Here is a 16,540-nt window from a genome sequence, read left to right on the forward strand (position 1 = left end):
GGCATCCATGCAGGAGCCGCCGCCGATGGCCACGATGACGTCGGCCTCGGCCTCGACGTACCTCTCGTAGGACATCTCGGCCGACGGGGGTGACGCCTCGGCTGTTATGAGTCGTCGGTACGCCGCTTGAGGTAGCGCTCGAACTCCCGGGCGATGGCGTCGCCGCTGGCCTCGGGGAGGTCGGCGGTGTCGCGGGCCTCCTCCAGGGAGCGTACGTAGTCGGAGACGTCCTCGTCCTCCTCGGCGAGGTCGTTGACGCCGCGCTCCCAGGCTCGGGCGTCCTCGGGGAGGTCGCCGAGGGGGATCGAGCACTGCAGGAGGTCCTCGAGCTTGTTGACGATCGCGAGGGTGGCCTTGGGGCAGGGCGGGGCGGCCACGTAGTGGGGGACCGCGGCCCAGTAGGAGACCGCGGGGATGTCGGACTGGACGCAGGCCTCCTGCAGGACGCCGACGATGCCGGTCGGGCCCTCGTAGGACGGCGAGTCGAGCTTGAGCCGGTCGACGAGGTCGGGCTCGGTGGCGGTGCCGGAGACCGGGATCGGCCGGGTGTGCGGAGCGTCGGCGAGGAGCGCGCCGAGGGTCACCACGAGCTGGCCGCCGAGGTCGTCGACGCATTCCAGGATCTCGCTGACGAACTGCTTCCAGCGCATGTTGGGCTCGATGCCGCGCACCAGGATGATGTCGCGGTCCAGGTCGGGCGGGGAGCAGACGGCGACCTGGGTGGTGGGCCAGGTGATGGAACGGAAGCCGTTCTCGTCGGTGCCGGTGACCGGGCGGTTGACCTGGTAGTCGTAGAAGTCCTCGGGATCGATCTCGGCCACCACCCGCGCGTGCCAGACGTCCATCAGATGGTCAACCGTGCCGGAAGCGGCATCGGCCGCGTCGTTCCAGCCCTCGAACGCGGCGATCACCACAGGATCGACCAGGTCGCGGGTCTCTTCGATCTCGATCACACCTCCACCCTAGTCACCGGGACCAGGGAGTCGGCGTCGTTCACCCTGCGTACACCTTCACAATTCCCACCTGGTGGACTCCCGGTGTCAGGATTCGGAATGAAATGGCATAGCCCGGGCACCTACGCCGTAGCGTGTTTCAGGCAAAGCCGTGCACACCACCGTGCCCGCCCGGGAGAGGAAACAAGAGTGAGTCTGCGCCCTGATGTCACCGAGACCCTGACCGCCACCCTGAAGGAGCGGATCATGGTGCTCGACGGTGCGATGGGCACTGCGATCCAACGTGACCGTCCCGACGAGGCCGGCTATCGCGGCGAGCGGTTCAAGGACTGGCCCACCGACCTCATCGGCAACAACGACCTGCTCAACCTGACTCAGCCGCAGATCATCGAGGGCATCCACCGCGAATACCTCGAGGCCGGCGCCGACATCATCGAGACCAACACGTTCAACGCCAACGCGGTCTCGCTGAGCGACTACGACCTGGCCGACCTCGCCTACGAGATCAACTTCGAGGCGGCGCGCCTGGCTCGTGCGGCCGCGGACATCTACTCGACCCCGGAGAAGCCGCGCTACGTCGCCGGCGCGCTCGGGCCGACGACGCGTACGGCCTCGATCAGCCCGGACGTGAACGACCCCGGCGCCCGCAACGTCACCTACGAGCAGCTCCGCGACGCCTACGCCGACGCCACCCGCGCGCTCCTCGAGGGCGGCTCGGACCTGATCTTCATCGAGACGATCTTCGACACCCTCAACGCCAAGGCGGCGATCTTCGCCGTCCAGCAGGTCTTCGAGGAGTACGGCCGCCGCTGGCCGGTCGTGATCTCCGGGACGATCACCGACGCCAGCGGCCGCACCCTGTCGGGGCAGGTCACCGAGGCGTTCTGGGATTCCGTACGCCACGCCGATCCTCTCCTGGTCGGCCTCAACTGTGCGCTCGGCGCCCAGGAGATGCGCCCCTACATCGCCGAGCTCGCCCGCGTCGCGGACGCCTTCGTCTCCTGCTACCCCAACGCGGGGCTCCCGAACGCCTTCGGCGAGTACGACGAGGGCCCCACGGACACGGCCGGGCACGTCCACGAGTTCGCCACCGCCGGGTTCGTGAACCTGGTCGGCGGCTGCTGCGGCACCACGCCGGCCCACATCGCCGAGATCGCCAAGCAGGTCGAGGGGGTCGCGCCGCGCGACGTCCCCGAGGTCGAGCCCGCGCTGCGGCTCTCCGGCCTGGAGCCGTTCACCGTGACCGAGGAGAGCCTCTTCGTCAACGTGGGGGAGCGGACCAACATCACCGGGTCGGCGAAGTTCCGCAACCTGATCAAGGCCGGCGACTTCGACACCGCGCTCTCCGTGGCCGCGCAGCAGGTCGAGAACGGCGCCCAGGTCATCGACGTCAACATGGACGAGGGCATGATCGACGGGGTCGCGGCGATGACCCGGTTCCTGACCCTGGTCGCCTCCGAGCCCGACATCTCCCGGGTCCCGATCATGATCGACTCCTCCAAGTGGGAGGTCATCGAGGCCGGCCTCAAGCTCGTCCAGGGCAAGCCGATCGTCAACTCGATCTCGCTCAAGGAGGGCGTGGAGTCCTTCGTCGAGCACGCCGAGCTGTGCAAGCGCTACGGCGCCGCGGCGGTCGTGATGGCCTTCGACGAGGACGGCCAGGCCGACTCCTACGAGCGCCGGATCGCGGTGTGCGAGCGGGCCTACCGGATCCTCGTCGACGAGGTCGGCTTCGACCCCGACGACATCATCTTCGACCCGAACGTGTTCGCGGTCGCGACCGGGATCGAGGAGCACGCGACGTACGGCGTGGACTTCATCGAGGCGGTTCGCTGGATCAAGCAGAACCTCCCCGGGGCGAAGGTCTCCGGCGGCATCTCCAACGTGAGCTTCTCCTTCCGCGGCAACAACCCGGTGCGCGAGGCGATCCACGCGGTCTTCCTCTACCACGCGATCGAGGCGGGCCTGGACATGGGCATCGTCAACGCCGGCGCGCTGGTGCCCTACTCCGAGGTCGACCCCGAGCTGCGGGACCGGATCGAGGACGTCGTGCTCAACCGGCGCGCCGACGCCGCCGAGCGGCTGCTCGAGATCGCCTCGAAGTACAACAAGGACTCGCCCGAGGCGGAGGCCAAGGCCGAGGCCTGGCGCGAGCTGCCGGTCGGCGAGCGGATCACCCACGCGCTGGTCAAGGGCCTGGACGCCTACGTCGAGGCCGACACCGAGGAGCTCCGCGCCGAGATCTCGGCTCGTGGTGGCCGTCCGATCGAGGTCATCGAGGGGCCGCTGATGGACGGCATGAACGTCGTCGGCGACCTGTTCGGTGCCGGCAAGATGTTCCTCCCGCAGGTCGTCAAGAGCGCCCGGGTCATGAAGAAGGCGGTCGCCTACCTGATCCCGTTCATCGAGGCCGAGAAGCAGCCCGGTGATGCCGAGACCAACAACGGCACCATCGTGATGGCCACGGTCAAGGGCGACGTCCACGACATCGGCAAGAACATCGTCGGGGTCGTGCTGCAGTGCAACAACTACGAGGTGATCGACCTCGGCGTGATGGTGCCTGCCCAGAAGATCCTGGACGCCGCCAAGGAGCACGACGCCGACATCATCGGCCTCTCCGGCCTCATCACCCCGAGCCTGGACGAGATGGTCGGCTTCGCGACCGAGATGCAGCGGGTCGGGCTCGACCTGCCGCTGCTGATCGGCGGTGCCACCACCTCGCGGGCCCACACCGCGGTCAAGATCGACAAGGCCTACGACGGCCCCGTCGTCTGGGTCAAGGACGCCTCCCGCTCGGTGCCGACCGCGGCTGCTCTCCTCGACGCCGGCCGGCGCGAGAAGCTGATGGCCGAGGTCAAGGTCGACTACGACTCGCTGCGCGCGCGGCACGCCGAGCGACGCGAGCGGGTGTCCCTGACGTACGTCCAGGCGAAGGCCAACAAGCCCGAGATCGACTACTCGCTGCTGCCGGCGAAGCCGGCGCAGACCGGCGTACACACGTTGCTGGAGTACCCGATCGCGGAGCTGCGGGACTACATCGACTGGCAGCCGTTCTTCAACGCCTGGGAGATGAAGGGGCGCTTCCCCGACATCCTCAACAACCCGGCGACCGGCGAGGCCGCGCGCAAGCTCTACGACGACGCGCAGGAGATGCTCGACAAGATCATCGAGGAGAAGTGGCTCGAGGCGCGCGGCGTCTACGGCCTCTTCCCGGCCAACTCGACCGGTGAGGACGTGGTCGTCTACGCCGACGACTCGCGCACGGAGGAGCGTGCCACGCTGTTCCAGCTGCGTCAGCAGGGCCAGCACCGCGACGGGATCTCCAACAAGTCGATGGCCGACTTCGTCGCGCCGGTCGGCGAGGGGGCCGACCACGTCGGTGCCTTCGCGGTGACCGCCGGGATCGGCCTGCCCGAGCGGGTCAAGGCGTTCAAGGACGCGATTGACGACTACTCCGCGATCTTGCTGGAGGCTCTCGCCGACCGCCTCGCCGAGGCGTTCGCGGAGCGGCTCCACGAGCGCGTACGCACCGAGTTCTGGGGCTACGCCGCCGACGAGGGCAAGCTCGCGAACGAGGACCTGATCGCCGAGAAGTACTCCGGCATCCGCCCCGCTCCGGGCTACCCGGCCTGCCCCGACCACACCGAGAAGCAGACCATCTGGTCTCTCCTCGACGTCGAGAAGAACACCGGCATCGAGCTCACCGAGTCGATGGCGATGTGGCCGGGCGCCTCGGTCTCGGGCCTCTACTACGGTCACCCCGACTCGCAGTACTTCGTCGTCGGCCGTATCGGTCAGGACCAGGTCGCCGACTATGCCCGGCGTAAGGGCTGGACGATGACCGAGGCCGAGCGCTGGCTGTCGCCGAACCTGGGCTACGACCCGGAGGACTGATCCTCGGGGTTGTCCAGCCACGCCGGCGGGACCTGACCGACGCTGACAACGTTCCAGAACGCCGTACGCCGCGTCAGGATCGTGACGAGGTGGTAGCCGTCCGGGTGGCGGGTGAGCACACCTGCCACCGGGTCGCGCTCCCGGTCGAGCCTCAGCGGGATGACGTGGGCCCAGGTCTCGGTGGCCGGATACCAGTACGCGCCGACCGTGGAGGCGTCCCAGGTGCCGAGGGCGGCATTGGCCTCGGCGACCGCGGGCCGGAGCCGGGCCAGGAGCTCCTCGGGCTCCATGCCGGCGCGGTCGGCGTGGTCGTAGGCGATGTGCAGACCGCCGACGGACGTGATCCGTGCACCGTTGTCGAAGGCAGGCGGCGCCCAGCTCTCCAGCGCCGTCCGGCAGCGCTGGCAGTCGTCGTCGCGGCTCCAGTCGGCGAACTCGACGTCGTCGACGGCCAGGTCCTCGCCGCGGCTGGTGACCAGCACCAGCCGCAGGCCGTCCTGGTCGCGCAGCGGCAGCGGGTTGTGCTCGAGCCCGTCGCGGAAGTGCAGCAGCGCGGAGGCCTCGTTGACCCCGATCCGGTGGACGACCGCGCTGCGTAGGCCCTGCAGCCGCGCCTTCGGTGACTCCTGCCGGAGCAGCGCCGGATCGACCAGGTCGGCGAGCCACTCGACCAGGTCGACGGTGAGCAGCCGCTCGGCCTCAGCAGGCAGCACGAGGGAGGAGATCGGAAGCCATGCGGGACACCGTATCCGGCTCGTGGCCGCACTCGGCGACCGCGGATAGGCTCGGACGGTGCGACACGAGGAGGAGTGGGCCAGGCAGCGGTTCGCCGCCGCCCGGGTGGCGCGGCTGGCGACGGTCTCGGCCGATGCCGTGCCCCGGATCGTGCCGATCGTGTTCGCGCTGGTGGGCGAGAAGATCCTCACCGCGGTCGACCACAAGCCCAAGTCGACCACCCGGCTGCGGCGGCTCGAGGACATCGCGGCGAACCCGGCGGTGTCGCTCCTGGTCGACGCCTATGACGACGACTGGTCGCAGCTGTGGTGGGCACGTGCCGACGGTGTCGCGCGGGTGCACGCGTCCTACGACCTCGACCCGCTGGTCGCGAAGTACGCCGACTACCGCGCCCAGCCGCCGGCCGGGCCGGTGATCGTCATCGAGGTCGCCCGGTGGTCCGGCTGGTCGGTGACCTGAGGCCTCGGGGTCAGCGTGAGCGTCGGAAGGGGCGCAGGATCTCCCCGCTGGGAGACGGACCGCGGGAGCGCATGGCCGCAGGTGCCGGCGGGGCCATGCCGGCCCAGGGGCTGCGTACGTCCAGGACGGTGGCCCACTGCGACGCGGTCGGGCGCAGCCCGGGAGGACCGGCGGCCTGGTCCATCAGCCGGGTCAGCGGACCGACCAGGATGCCTGCCTCGCCGGCGAAGGTCAGGTCGGGCCGGAGCGCGGGGGCGGCGTTGCGGTCGCCGGTGAGCACGCGGGCGATCGTCAGGGCTAGCTTGAAGCGGTCGCTGTCGGCGGTCGGCGGCATGCCGAGGTTGGTGGGGTCCTCCCACCCGCGGGTGTCGGCGGGCGGCAGGACGCCGTCCTCGCCGGCCGGCCGGATCCCGTCGCAGTCGAGCAGCATCACCCGGGGGATCGGCGCCACCGACCAGGCGATGTTGCGCGGCGAGAGGTCGCCGAGGACGAGCCCCTGCCGGTGCAGCGCGTCCATCACCGCGGCCAGCGCCCGCATCAGCAGCACCCGCTCGTAGATCCCGGGGCTGCGTACGTCACCCGTGTCCACGAGAAGGCCCAGCTCAGCGAGCGCGGTGGCGGGACCGAACCCAGCCAGGAACGGCTCGTGGACCCGCTGCATCAGGAAGCCGGCGGTGCGTAGCCCGTCGAGCACGACCGTGTGCGGCCAGGCGGCGAAGTGGTCCACCTGCAGGCCCTCGCTCTCGACGAGCCCGCGGATCCGTACCAGCTCCGCCAGGGCACGGCCGTCCACGAGGCCGAGCTCTCGCGTGCGGTACAGCTTCGCGACCGTCCCGGGGTGGTCGGCCAGCTCGATGATGCGGCCCTGAGAGCCCTGGGCGATATGGCGTCCAAGACTCAGGTCGCTGAGCTGGATCTCGTTCACGGAACCTCCGGCACCCGTCGTAGGTAGGCAGATCGTACGTGGCTGGGCGATGCCGTGCCGAGTCGACGGCTCATCTGGTGGCACCCGGGCGTCAGCCAGCTGCGATCCCGGCCACCAGGTTGATCGTGCTCGCCAGCACCACCGCACCGAAGACGTACGACAGCAACGTGTGCCTCAGCACGACGGCGCGGATCCGGGAGCTGGTCACCGACGTGTCGGAGACCTGGTAGGTCATCCCGAGGTTGTAGCTGAAGTAGAAGAAGTCGCGGTAGGCGGGCTTGTCGCCGGAGTTGAAGTCGATCCCGCCGGCGTCGCCGTCGTAGTAGAGGTGTGCGTAGCGCGCGGCGTACATCAGATGCAGGCTCGCCCAGGCCAGGAAGACGCCGACGAGCGCGACCGCCGCGGCGAGGCGGCCCTGGGCGGAGTGGCCGACGACCAGGAGCATCACGATCCCGAGCAGCCCGCACAGCGAGATGGCGACCACGACGAGCTCCTCGGCCGCGGGCCGAAAGTCCTCGCGGCGGGTGTTGGCGCGGGTCGTGTCGGCGTCGAGCGGCCACAGCGCGATCCAGCCGGAGGCGACGAACGTGGCATGGACGACCGCCACCGCGAGAAGGGTGCCGATCTGCGCGTCGACGAGCAGTACGCCGGCCGCGGCCGCCATCGCTCCGGCCACCAGCGAGCCGGCCAGCCGGACCCCGGCAGCCGAGGGGAGAGGCGTCTGCGAACTCGTCCGACTCACGCCTGCAGGCTACCCGTCGTCTCGCCCGGCGGACGGCTGCGGCGGGCGCGGCGTACCGTGGTGTCATCAGGACCGGCAGCACGAACGAGAAGAGGACAGGTGCCCCTCAGCAGGATCGAGGAGTCGACCACCCGCAAGCAGGGTGGGGTCGAGTTCGGCGGCGGCCGGGTGGCGTACGCGTCCGGCGAGGCGACCGTGGCCGATGCCATGGTCCGCCGGCCGAAGCTGCTCCCGGCCACGGCGACCGGTCGCGACGTACGCGATCTCTTCGACGACGACCACGTGCACGCGGCGCTCGTCGTCGACGGTGAACGGCTGCTGACGGTCATCGAACCGCACGAGGTCGGCGCGAGCGGGGACGGACCGGCCAGGGCGATGGGCACGCTGCGGGGCCGCACGGTCGCCCCCGGCGCCGACCTCTGGGAGACCTGGGTGTGGATGATCGGCAACCGGTGCCGCAGGCTGGCCGTGGTCGAGGATGGCCGCTGTGTCGGGCTCCTCTGTCTCAAGCGCACCAGCCGGGGTTTTTGCTGCGACGCCGGCGTCCACGCGAGGGCTCGCCAGACCATGACCTCTGAGGAACCCACACGACAGGAGCTGACATGGGACGAGTGACGGTTGGGCGGCCTGTGCTGCGGGTACGCGACGGCGTGATCTCGCGACGGCCGGACAAGCTGGCCGCGGAGGAGCCGATGGAGATCAGGGTCAACGGCCGGCCGCTGACCGTCACGATGCGCACCCCTGGCGGCGATTTCGACCTGGCTGTCGGGTTCCTGGTCAGCGAGGGCGTCGTGCACTCCGCCGACGACGTCGCGAGCGTGCGCTACTGCGCCGGTGCCACCGCCGACGGCGGCAACACCTACAACGTGGTCGACGTCGGCCTGGCCGCCCACGTCCCGCCGCCCGACGCCTCCCTGGAGCGCAGCTTCTACACGACCTCCTCGTGCGGACTGTGCGGGAAGGCGTCCCTCGAGGCGGTACGTACGTCCTCGGCGTGGTCGGTCGCGGAGGATACCTTGCGAGTCACGCCCGAGCTCCTGAGCATCCTCCCGGAGCGGCTGCGGGAGGCGCAGCGCGTCTTCGACAGCACCGGCGGCCTGCACGCGGCCGGGCTCTTCGACGGGGAGGGCAACCTGCTCTGCGTACGCGAGGACGTCGGCCGGCACAACGCGGTCGACAAGGTGATCGGGCATGCGCTGCGCGAGGGCATGGTGCCGCTGCGCAACAGCATGCTGATGGTGAGCGGGCGCGCCTCGTTCGAGCTCGTCCAGAAGGCTGTGATGGCCGGCATCCCGCTGCTCGCGGCCGTCTCGGCCCCCTCCTCGCTCGCCGTCGACCTGGCCGACGACAACGGCCTCACCCTGGTCGGCTTCCTGCGCGGCTCCTCGATGAACATCTACGCGGGCACCGACCGCCTGGAGCCCGTCCTCGCCGTCAATTGAGTACGTGAGCTCAGGCGCGGTGGGCGGGCAGTGACAAGACTGCAGCCATGTCCCTGCTGCGCCACCACCTGTTCGCGCCGGCCGCCTCGTGCTTCCTGGGCGTCCTGAGCCTGGCCACGGTGCTCTGCTTCCACTTCCCGGAGCTGCTGACCACCCGTGAGTTCCGCGCCGTCTACACCGAGGACTTCGCGCGTACGCTGCTGCTCGTCGGCCTCGCGGCCGCCTTCTTCGCCGGCACGATCGCGGTGCTGCGCGACCAGCACAAGCCGATGGCCTTCATCGGCGTCGGCACGGCGACCGCCGCGGTGCTGCTCGGCGGCACAGATGTCCCGTTCGACGGCCCGGTCGAGGACTCGCCGTTCTCGCTCGGCCTCGACTGGTTTGTGCTCGCCCTGTTCTTCTCCGCGCTGGTCTTCATCCCGCTCGAGCACGCCTTCGCCCGCCGCCCGCTGCCGGTCTTCCGACCCGGCTGGCGCACCGACGCCTGCTACTTCTTCATGAGCCACGTCCTGGTCCAGCTCATCCTGATCCTGGTCACCACCTCGACGTCGCTGGTGGTCGCGTCGGTGAAGGTGCCGGGCGTACAGGCCTGGATCGACGGCCTCCCGTTCGTCGTGGCCTTCCTGCTCGCGGTCTTCCTCGCCGACCTCGCCCAGGCGGTGCTGCACCGCTGCTACCACCGGATCATGGTGCTGTGGCGCTTCCACGCGGTCCACCACTCCAGCCCGGAGCTCGACTGGCTGGCCGGCTCCCGGGTCCACTTCGTCGAGACCGTGCTGACCCGCAGCATCGTGCTGCTGCCGCTGCTGTTCCTCGGCTTCTCGACCTCGGTCGTCAACGCGTACGCCGTGCTGGTCGGCATCCAGGCGGTCGTCGCCCACGCCAACGTCGGCATCCGGTTCGGCCTTCTCGAGTATCTGATCGTGCTGCCCCGCTACCACCACTGGCACCACGCCCGGCACCTCGACTACTGGGACCGCAACTACGCCATCCACCTGCCGGTGATCGACATGCTGATGGGCTCCTTCAAGCTGCCGCGCGACGGCAGCTGGCCCGAGGAGTACGGCGTCCTCAAGCGCGAGACCGTTCCGGTCGGGATCCTCGCCCAGCACGTCGCTCCGTTCCTGGGGGCGCGGACCTATCAGGACCACGTCCGCTGACGGGGATGCCGCTGAGCGAGCTCAGCGGCATCCCCGGGCGTGACCGCGCTCAGGGCGTGCGGATCGACCAGCCGGAGAACACCGTCGTCAGCCGGTCCGCACCGCCTGAGTTGGCGGCCGAGGAGAAGAGGCCGACGTCGGGCGCCGACACGGTGCCACCCGGCGTCGCCGTCCCCACGGTCGTCCACGTCGTACCGTCGGCGCTGCACTCGCCGGTGTAGGTCGAGCCGGTGCGCGTCAGGCGGAGCCAGACGGGAGCGGCGAAGGTGCGGTTCTGGACGAACTGCGACAGCGACCCGGTCGTGCCCGGGCTCCAGGACAGCACGCAGCCGTTGGCCGGCGTGACGGCGAGGTTGACCGTGCCCGGTGACTGCGCCCGCGACAGGTCCGAGCTCACCAGGATCCCGGAGCGCGCCCAGGGGCGGGAGCCCTCGCTGTCCTGCTGGTCCACCGCGAGGGTGACCGAGGTGCCGTCGACCATCGCGTTGTCCCGATACGCCGTGCCGAACTGCAGCGTCGTGCCCCACATGTCGGCACCCCGGGTCGAGAGGGCGATGCGGTCTCCGTTCGTCGCCATCGACGAGTCGGTGCTGGCGAAGGTACGCCACGGGTCGCCCGGAGCGTCGCCCACGAGCACGCGGGTGCTGGTGGTGCGCGTGCTGGTGTCTCCGCCGGATGTGAACGTGGTGGTCGCCTTCAGCGTGGCGAGCACGTCCGGTGACCCACCCGGGGCGACCGACACGCGCCAGGTGACTGTACGACTCTCGCCCGGGCCGATCGCCGACACCGTCGTCGGCGAGGTGGCCTCGGCGTCGAGCCCTTCTGGGGTCTCGAGCGTGACGGTGGCCGAGTCGATCCCGCCAGGAAGCCCGCTCGTGTTGGTCACGGTCGTCGTCACCGTCGCAGGTGCCGTCGGGCGGACGGCGCCGGAGGCCGAGATGGCGACCCGGGTCGACGACGGGTCGGTCGCCAGGTCGGCGATCGTCTCCCGAGCCAGCGAGACCGGGTCGCCGGAGGCCTTCGTCGGGAAGCGGTGCGAGGCGTTCGCCCACTTCTCGGCGAACGAGAACCAGTCGGTCGCGGCCGGTGCCTGACCCGAGGTGAGGGCCGTACGCAGGGTCGTGAAGTAGTGCTTCCAGCGACTGGCGTAGTAGTCGCCGACGAGACCCTGCCACTCCCGGTTCGCATAGTCGCCGAGGCCGCTGTCGAAGCCGGCCCGGTGACCCCAGGCGGTGAGAATGTTGAGCAGGTCGTGCTCGGCGACGGCGCCACCCTCGGTGCGGGCACTCTCCAGCCGCGGCCCGAGGAGGAAGTCGTCGTCGGCGGCGAGGACGGTGTCGAGCCGGGACATCAGCCGCAGCCAGGCCGCGGTCAGCGTGTCGAACGTCGCCAGATCCTTCGCCCGGTACGCCGCGGCGATCTCGGGCAGGAGCGCTCGGCTGCGGTTGGCGATGACCTGACGGGTCGTGTCGGTCAGGTCGTAGCGGTAGGCCTCCCGTTGCGCGACCGAGGGGGCGGCCTCCGCGAGCTCCGGCAGGGCTGCCTCGAAGGCGGCCAGGTCGTAGCGGGCGAACCCGGGGGACCACTCCGCGGAGCGGTTCGCCGACAGGCTGGGCTCGGCGGTGAACAGGCTGTCCTGCGACTCCGACCAGCCGTTGGCGGGCGTCGCGTACGCGGTTCTGCCGAGGACGTCCCAGGCGCCGGCGGCGGCGTCGGTGCCGTAGCGACCGAGCGCGTACGTCCGCAGCCACTCGCCGAGGTCGGGCTTGGCGTCGAGCCACGGCAGCTCCGCGAGCAGCTCGTACGACACCGGGTTGTTGTAGAAGCCCTCAGGCATGATCGCCACGCCGACGAGGTTCGAGCCCGCCTTGGCGCGGGCGGCGAAATAGCGGTTCAGCCACACCTGGCTGTTGGACCCCATCGTGGTGTGACCGCCGAAGTTGTAGATCGAGCCGAAGGCGTACGGCGCCCCGGGCCACTTCGTCTCCCGGTCGAAGTCGGCGTACCGGTCGGAGAGCCCGTCGACGATGAGCAGGCGGCTCTTGTCGGTGATGCCGGACAGGAGAGCCGCGGAGGGATTGTTCTGCCAGCCGAGGATCACCCACAGTGCCTCCGGGTGCGCGGCCCTCAAAGCATCCTGGATCGCGGTCGCCGCCGCGGCGACGGGTACGTCACCGGGCCGGCCGCCCTCATGCAGCGGATCCATCTTGTAGCCGCCGGCCGCGCCGAGCATCTCGGCCGAGATGCGATAGAAGTCGGCCGCTACCTCGGCGAACACCGGGTTCGTGGGGTCGAGCCAGCCCGGTCGCTGGTAGCCGACCCAGTCGCCCTGTGGCACGACCTCGGCCGTCGGGTTGCGGGTCTCGAAGTCGGTCGGGACGGTGCCGAAGTAGCCCGGGAGCACCGGGGTCATGCCGAGCTCCTTGGTCCGCTTGACGATCCGCGCACCGAGGTCGGCGCGCTCGTCCAGCTGCTGCTGGGTCATCGGCTCCTGCGAGGAGGACATGTTCTGCAGCAGCCACCACGGCTGATGGGCGGGCTGCGGAATCCAGGCCTTCATCTCGGCGTCCGTGTAGCCGTACCGCTGGAACAGCTCGTGATAGACCGCGTCGGTGCCGACGCCGACATAGACCTGGTTCACCCCGTGGAGCGCGTAGTTGTCGAGCAGCTCCTGCCAGCCCTCCCAGTCGAGGTAGGGGTCGGTGTAGCCCTCGTTGGTGTCGTTGAAGACGAACCGGTTGGCCTCGTGGGCCTGCTTGACGATCCGCGTCGCCGGCGCAGGCAGCCGGTCGGGGACGCTCGGGGTCGGGTTGCCGAGGTTCACCCCGGCGTGCACGACGTGCTTGAGGTACCAGCCCGCGCCCGCGGTGAGCGCCACGGGACTGGTGGCCGCCACCGTGATCCGGCCGGGCCGGCCGGAGATGGTGAAGGTCTCCGAGCCGTCGTCATCGGCAGGTACGAGGTCGAGAGTCACCTGGGAGGCGGCGTCGCCGATCGCTCGTTCGAGGAGCTCGCCGGCCGCCTCCTCATGCGCCGACGCGTCGAGGGCGCCGGCGGTGATGCGGGCCGGGGCAGCGGCGCCGGGCCTCGCCGTCGCCAGCATGGTCGTCGCGCTCGCCGTCAGGGCCAGGGCCAGGGCGGCGAGCGCGACGATGGTGGTGGGCGGCCGGTAGATCGCCCGATGGGCGATGCGGGAAGGTACGGTCACGGTCAACTCTTCTCTGCGAGGAGGAGGGCGGCGGGGTGGTGGAACCGTCGGTTTGATAATTTAGAACGGACCTTTTTTAACACCGGAACGAGAGAGGCACAAGAGGCGTGACCACAGCGATGGGATCGACGGTCGGGACGGCTCGGCTGCGGTCGATGAACGTCGCGACGGTGCTCGACGTCCTACGGAGCGCATCGCCGGCGGCGCTGCGGCTCGCCGAGATCGCCGAGCGAGCCGGGCTGACCCGGCCGACGGTGGCCCAGGTCGTCGACGAGCTCCTGGCCGGCGGCTGGCTCGAGCAGCACGACCCGGACCAGCGTGACCGCGGCCCGGGGAGACCGGCCATCCGCGTCGCCCTCCGTGGCCGGGCGGCGCCGGTCCTCGGGCTGGACGTGGGACCTCACACCGTCACCGCTGCCGTGGCGGACGCCGCGGGCGAGTGGCTCGCCAGCGAACGACGCCGGGCGCACGAGTACGGGCCCGGGTGGTCGGCGGACGAGCTGCTCGACGTCGTGGACGAGGTCGTCGCGGCAGCGCTGGGTGGGGCGGGCGTGGCCGCGCAGGAGCTGCGGGCCGTCGTGGTCGCCACCCCCGGAGTCGTCGACGCCGAGACGGGGCGGGTCGTGCACGTACCGAGCATCCCGGGGTGGGCCGACGTCGACCTCGTGGGCCACGTACGCGGGCTCGTCGACTGCGGTGTCCTCGTGGACAACGACGCCAACCTCGCCGCCCTCGCGATCGCCGCCGGTCGAGGCGCCGACACCGGCCAGAACCCCGACACGATCCTGGCGATCCACTGGGGCGAGCGGCTCGGGGCCGGCGTCGTCATCGATGGCCGCGTCCACCGGGGCGCCGGAGCCGCCGGGGAGGTCGGCTTCATCACTCCGGGCGGAGCCGCGCCGGCGAAGCAGAGCGACGGCCGCGGGCCCCTGGAACGAGCGGTGGCGGGCTCCGCGATCGCCCGGGCCCACTCCCGGGCCACCCGCGCATCCGAGGTCTTCGATGCCGCCGCGGAGGGTGAGGAGGAGGCGCTCGGCGTCGTGCGTGACGTGGCGAGGACCTTCGCGCGGGCCGTTGCCCCGGCGATGCTCGTGCTCGACCCGCATGCCGTGGTCATCGGTGGGGGAGTCGCGCGTGCCGGCGAGGTGCTGCGCGACGCCGTCGTCTCCGAACTTCGCGACCTGCTGGTCAACGTTCCGGAGGTCCAGCTCTCGCCGCTGGTCGACGACGCCGTCGTCTCGGGCGCTGTACGACTCGCGGTCACGCAGGTCTGGGGCGCCCTCGACCCACGCGCGCAGCCCGCGAGCGGCTGAGCCACCGCTCGGTCACCCTCGACCCGCCTGTGGCCGGAGCAGGCGCTCCGGCCACAGGCGGGTCTCCGGTTCAGCGGCAGGTGAAGGAGTCACCGCTGAGGTGACTGGTCCTCGGGTAGAGGCAGATGTCGCGCTCGGTGGTCGTCCCGTCGGAGGCCACCGAGGTCGCTGCCAGGGTGGTCGGGGCGTGGCCCTTCTCGACCCACTTCACCAAGGCGCCCAGCGGATCCGTCGGCGCGGGGCCGGCTCCGGCCTGGCAGTGCGAGGCACCGGGCGCGACGAAGACGCGGTAGAAGTCGTCGATGTCGCCGTAGCGCCTGGCGACCTTCTCGCGGTAGCGCAGCGTGCCCGCCAGCGGGACGAGCTGGTCGTCACCGCCGTGCCAGGTCAACAGCTTGGCGCCGGAGCGTCGCAGGCCCGACAGATCGGTGTCGTCGCTGCCGATGACCTTGTGGTACTCGTCGACGGACTGGGCGAACAGCCTCTCGTAGTCGGCGTAGGTGATGGTGGAGGTGTCGAAGGCGGGGTCCTTCACGAGCAGGTTCTGCACCCACGACGACGCCACCGGGAACGGCGCCGGGCCGGCCAGGTAGCCGAGGTTGGCGGTGGGGGTCAGCCCGAACCAGAGCCGCTTCCCATCGGCAGCCCGAGGGCCCTCCCAGATCTTCTCGACCACGGCCGCGTCGCGGGCGGAGATGGTCAGCTCCTCGCCGTCGCACAGGACCTTCTCGCCGACCAGCGATGCCGGGTCGAAGTCGCAGGCGATGGAGCTGCCGACGATCCCGTCGACGACTCCGTCGTCACCGTCGCAGGAGGCCGTCGCGGCTGCGGTGAAGGCGTTGAGCTCGCAGGGCGCGAGGTGGTTGTCCTCCTCGTTCATCACGACGTACGGCCACAGGTCACCGACGGCGAAGCGGTCCCAGGAGATCGCGGGGGCGTTGGCGAGAATCCCGTCGAAGTCGCCCGGGTGCCGCTGGGCCTCCATGTAGCCCTGGCGTCCACCGGTCGAGCAGCCGTTCCAGTACGCGTGGTGCGCCGCGCGGCCGTAAAAGTCCTTCGTGATCGCCTTGCCGAGGACGGCCAGCTCGTGCGGTCCGCGCTCGGCGAAGTTCTTCAGCACCGTCTTGTTGACCTGGCCGTCGTCGGTGAGCGCCCAGTCGGCGGTGAAGCCGGTGGTCGGGGTTGCGCCGGCGTCGGTCGTGCCGACGGCGTACCCGGCCTTGACCGCGGCCGGCAGGCTCGGGCCGAAGTCGCCGCCGAGGTAGCCGCTACCTCCGAGAGCCTGGAAGCGGCCGTTCCAGCCGGTCGCGGGGAGCCAGACCTGGATCAGCTCCCGGTCGCCGGCCGAGCCGTGGGTGAGCGTCACGTCCACCTGGCAGTAGGGCGGGACGTCGGTGACCGGTGGGGGCGGCTCGGTCGCTCCGGGCTGGGGCGGGTAGGTCAAGGTGCCGCCCTGCTTCGGTACGGCGCTGACCGACAGGATCCGCGCGTCCGGGGGCGGCACCAGGTCGGGTGCCACGCAGCTGTCGGCCACGGCCGGGGGCCTCTCGGCAGCGGCGGCGCCGGGGTGCACCGCCGTCAGCGCAGCAGCCAACGGCAGCCCGGCGGCTACCAGCAGCAGTCTCTTCATCGTCTCTCTCCTCGTCATGGGCCCGCTCGGTTCGGGCACAGGAGGAGACTTCCGGCATGGGTGCCCGTCGGGCACCAGG

Annotated in this window: 12 protein-coding genes; 6 read left to right on the forward strand and 6 right to left on the reverse strand. The window is 70.6% G+C overall.

Annotated elements, in window-relative coordinates; genetic code table 11:
• Positions 1 to 104: 104 nt before the first annotated feature.
• Positions 105 to 953 (reverse strand): PAC2 family protein, encoded by an 849-nt coding sequence (locus tag ABT304_RS29815; protein ID WP_350720937.1) that lies wholly within the window; start codon positions 951 to 953, stop codon positions 105 to 107.
• A 189-nt stretch (positions 954 to 1,142) separates the two neighbouring features.
• Here ABT304_RS29815 and metH point away from each other — a divergent pair, with 189 nt between their 5' ends.
• The gene (gene metH / locus ABT304_RS29820) at positions 1,143 to 4,847 is read left to right on the forward strand and encodes a methionine synthase (protein WP_350720939.1); all 3,705 of its coding nucleotides are present in this window, start codon (positions 1,143 to 1,145) and stop codon (positions 4,845 to 4,847) included.
• On the opposite strand, the gene ABT304_RS29825 is transcribed toward metH, so the two are convergent.
• Positions 4,829 to 5,560, reverse strand: a complete 732-nt coding sequence (locus ABT304_RS29825; protein ID WP_160023885.1) for a hypothetical protein — start codon at positions 5,558 to 5,560, stop codon at positions 4,829 to 4,831. The two genes, metH and ABT304_RS29825, sit on opposite strands and share 19 nt — an antisense overlap.
• A gap of 79 nt (positions 5,561 to 5,639) precedes the next feature.
• Here ABT304_RS29825 and ABT304_RS29830 point away from each other — a divergent pair, with 79 nt between their 5' ends.
• On the forward strand, positions 5,640 to 6,041 hold the full coding sequence (locus ABT304_RS29830; RefSeq protein WP_350720941.1) for a TIGR03668 family PPOX class F420-dependent oxidoreductase: 402 nt from the start codon (positions 5,640 to 5,642) through the stop codon (positions 6,039 to 6,041).
• A gap of 10 nt (positions 6,042 to 6,051) precedes the next feature.
• Here the strand turns inward: ABT304_RS29830 and ABT304_RS29835 are convergent, their stop codons facing one another.
• A complete protein-coding gene (locus ABT304_RS29835) occupies positions 6,052 to 6,966 on the reverse strand; it encodes a hypothetical protein (RefSeq protein ID WP_350720943.1) in 915 nt (304 codons plus the stop codon).
• A gap of 91 nt (positions 6,967 to 7,057) precedes the next feature.
• Complete coding sequence (locus ABT304_RS29840) at positions 7,058 to 7,708, reverse strand: DUF1345 domain-containing protein (protein ID WP_350720945.1); 651 nt, start codon at positions 7,706 to 7,708, stop codon at positions 7,058 to 7,060.
• Between the two features lie 99 nt (positions 7,709 to 7,807).
• Here ABT304_RS29840 and ABT304_RS29845 point away from each other — a divergent pair, with 99 nt between their 5' ends.
• From ABT304_RS29845 to ABT304_RS29855, 3 genes are read left to right on the forward strand one after another with little or no spacing between them, the layout of a single operon-like run.
• Positions 7,808 to 8,323: a DUF294 nucleotidyltransferase-like/CBS domain-containing protein gene (locus tag ABT304_RS29845; RefSeq protein ID WP_350720947.1), complete on the forward strand. Its 516-nt coding sequence runs from the start codon at positions 7,808 to 7,810 to the stop codon at positions 8,321 to 8,323.
• Entirely contained in the window at positions 8,311 to 9,150 is an 840-nt protein-coding gene (fdhD, locus tag ABT304_RS29850; RefSeq protein ID WP_350720948.1) for a formate dehydrogenase accessory sulfurtransferase FdhD, read from the forward strand. The genes ABT304_RS29845 and fdhD overlap by 13 nt, the downstream gene beginning before the upstream one ends.
• Before the next feature lie 47 nt (positions 9,151 to 9,197).
• Positions 9,198 to 10,310 (forward strand): sterol desaturase family protein, encoded by a 1,113-nt coding sequence (locus ABT304_RS29855; protein ID WP_350720950.1) that lies wholly within the window; start codon positions 9,198 to 9,200, stop codon positions 10,308 to 10,310.
• Positions 10,311 to 10,359: 49 nt separating this feature from the next.
• Here ABT304_RS29855 and ABT304_RS29860 read toward each other — a convergent pair whose 3' ends face one another.
• Positions 10,360 to 13,518, reverse strand: coding sequence for an alpha-N-acetylglucosaminidase (locus ABT304_RS29860; RefSeq protein WP_350720952.1), 3,159 nt, complete (start codon positions 13,516 to 13,518; stop codon positions 10,360 to 10,362).
• A gap of 107 nt (positions 13,519 to 13,625) precedes the next feature.
• Here ABT304_RS29860 and ABT304_RS29865 point away from each other — a divergent pair, with 107 nt between their 5' ends.
• Entirely contained in the window at positions 13,626 to 14,831 is a 1,206-nt protein-coding gene (locus tag ABT304_RS29865) for an ROK family transcriptional regulator (protein WP_350720953.1), read from the forward strand.
• A gap of 70 nt (positions 14,832 to 14,901) precedes the next feature.
• Here ABT304_RS29865 and ABT304_RS29870 read toward each other — a convergent pair whose 3' ends face one another.
• Positions 14,902 to 16,461 (reverse strand): tannase/feruloyl esterase family alpha/beta hydrolase, encoded by a 1,560-nt coding sequence (locus ABT304_RS29870; protein WP_350720955.1) that lies wholly within the window; start codon positions 16,459 to 16,461, stop codon positions 14,902 to 14,904.
• Positions 16,462 to 16,540 lie beyond the last annotated feature (79 nt).

Source organism: Nocardioides sp. NPDC000445 (assembly GCF_040300245.1).
GTDB lineage: Bacteria > Actinomycetota > Actinomycetes > Propionibacteriales > Nocardioidaceae > Nocardioides.

Excerpts from the sequence above, each read along its gene's own strand:
- fdhD (WP_350720948.1), top strand. The coding sequence starts at position 8,311 with ATGGGACGAGTGACGGTTGGGCGGCCTGTGCTGCGGGTACGCGACGGC.
- ABT304_RS29855 (WP_350720950.1), top strand. The coding sequence starts at position 9,198 with ATGTCCCTGCTGCGCCACCACCTGTTCGCGCCGGCCGCCTCGTGCTTC.
- ABT304_RS29870 (WP_350720955.1), bottom strand. The coding sequence starts at position 16,461 with ATGAAGAGACTGCTGCTGGTAGCCGCCGGGCTGCCGTTGGCTGCTGCG.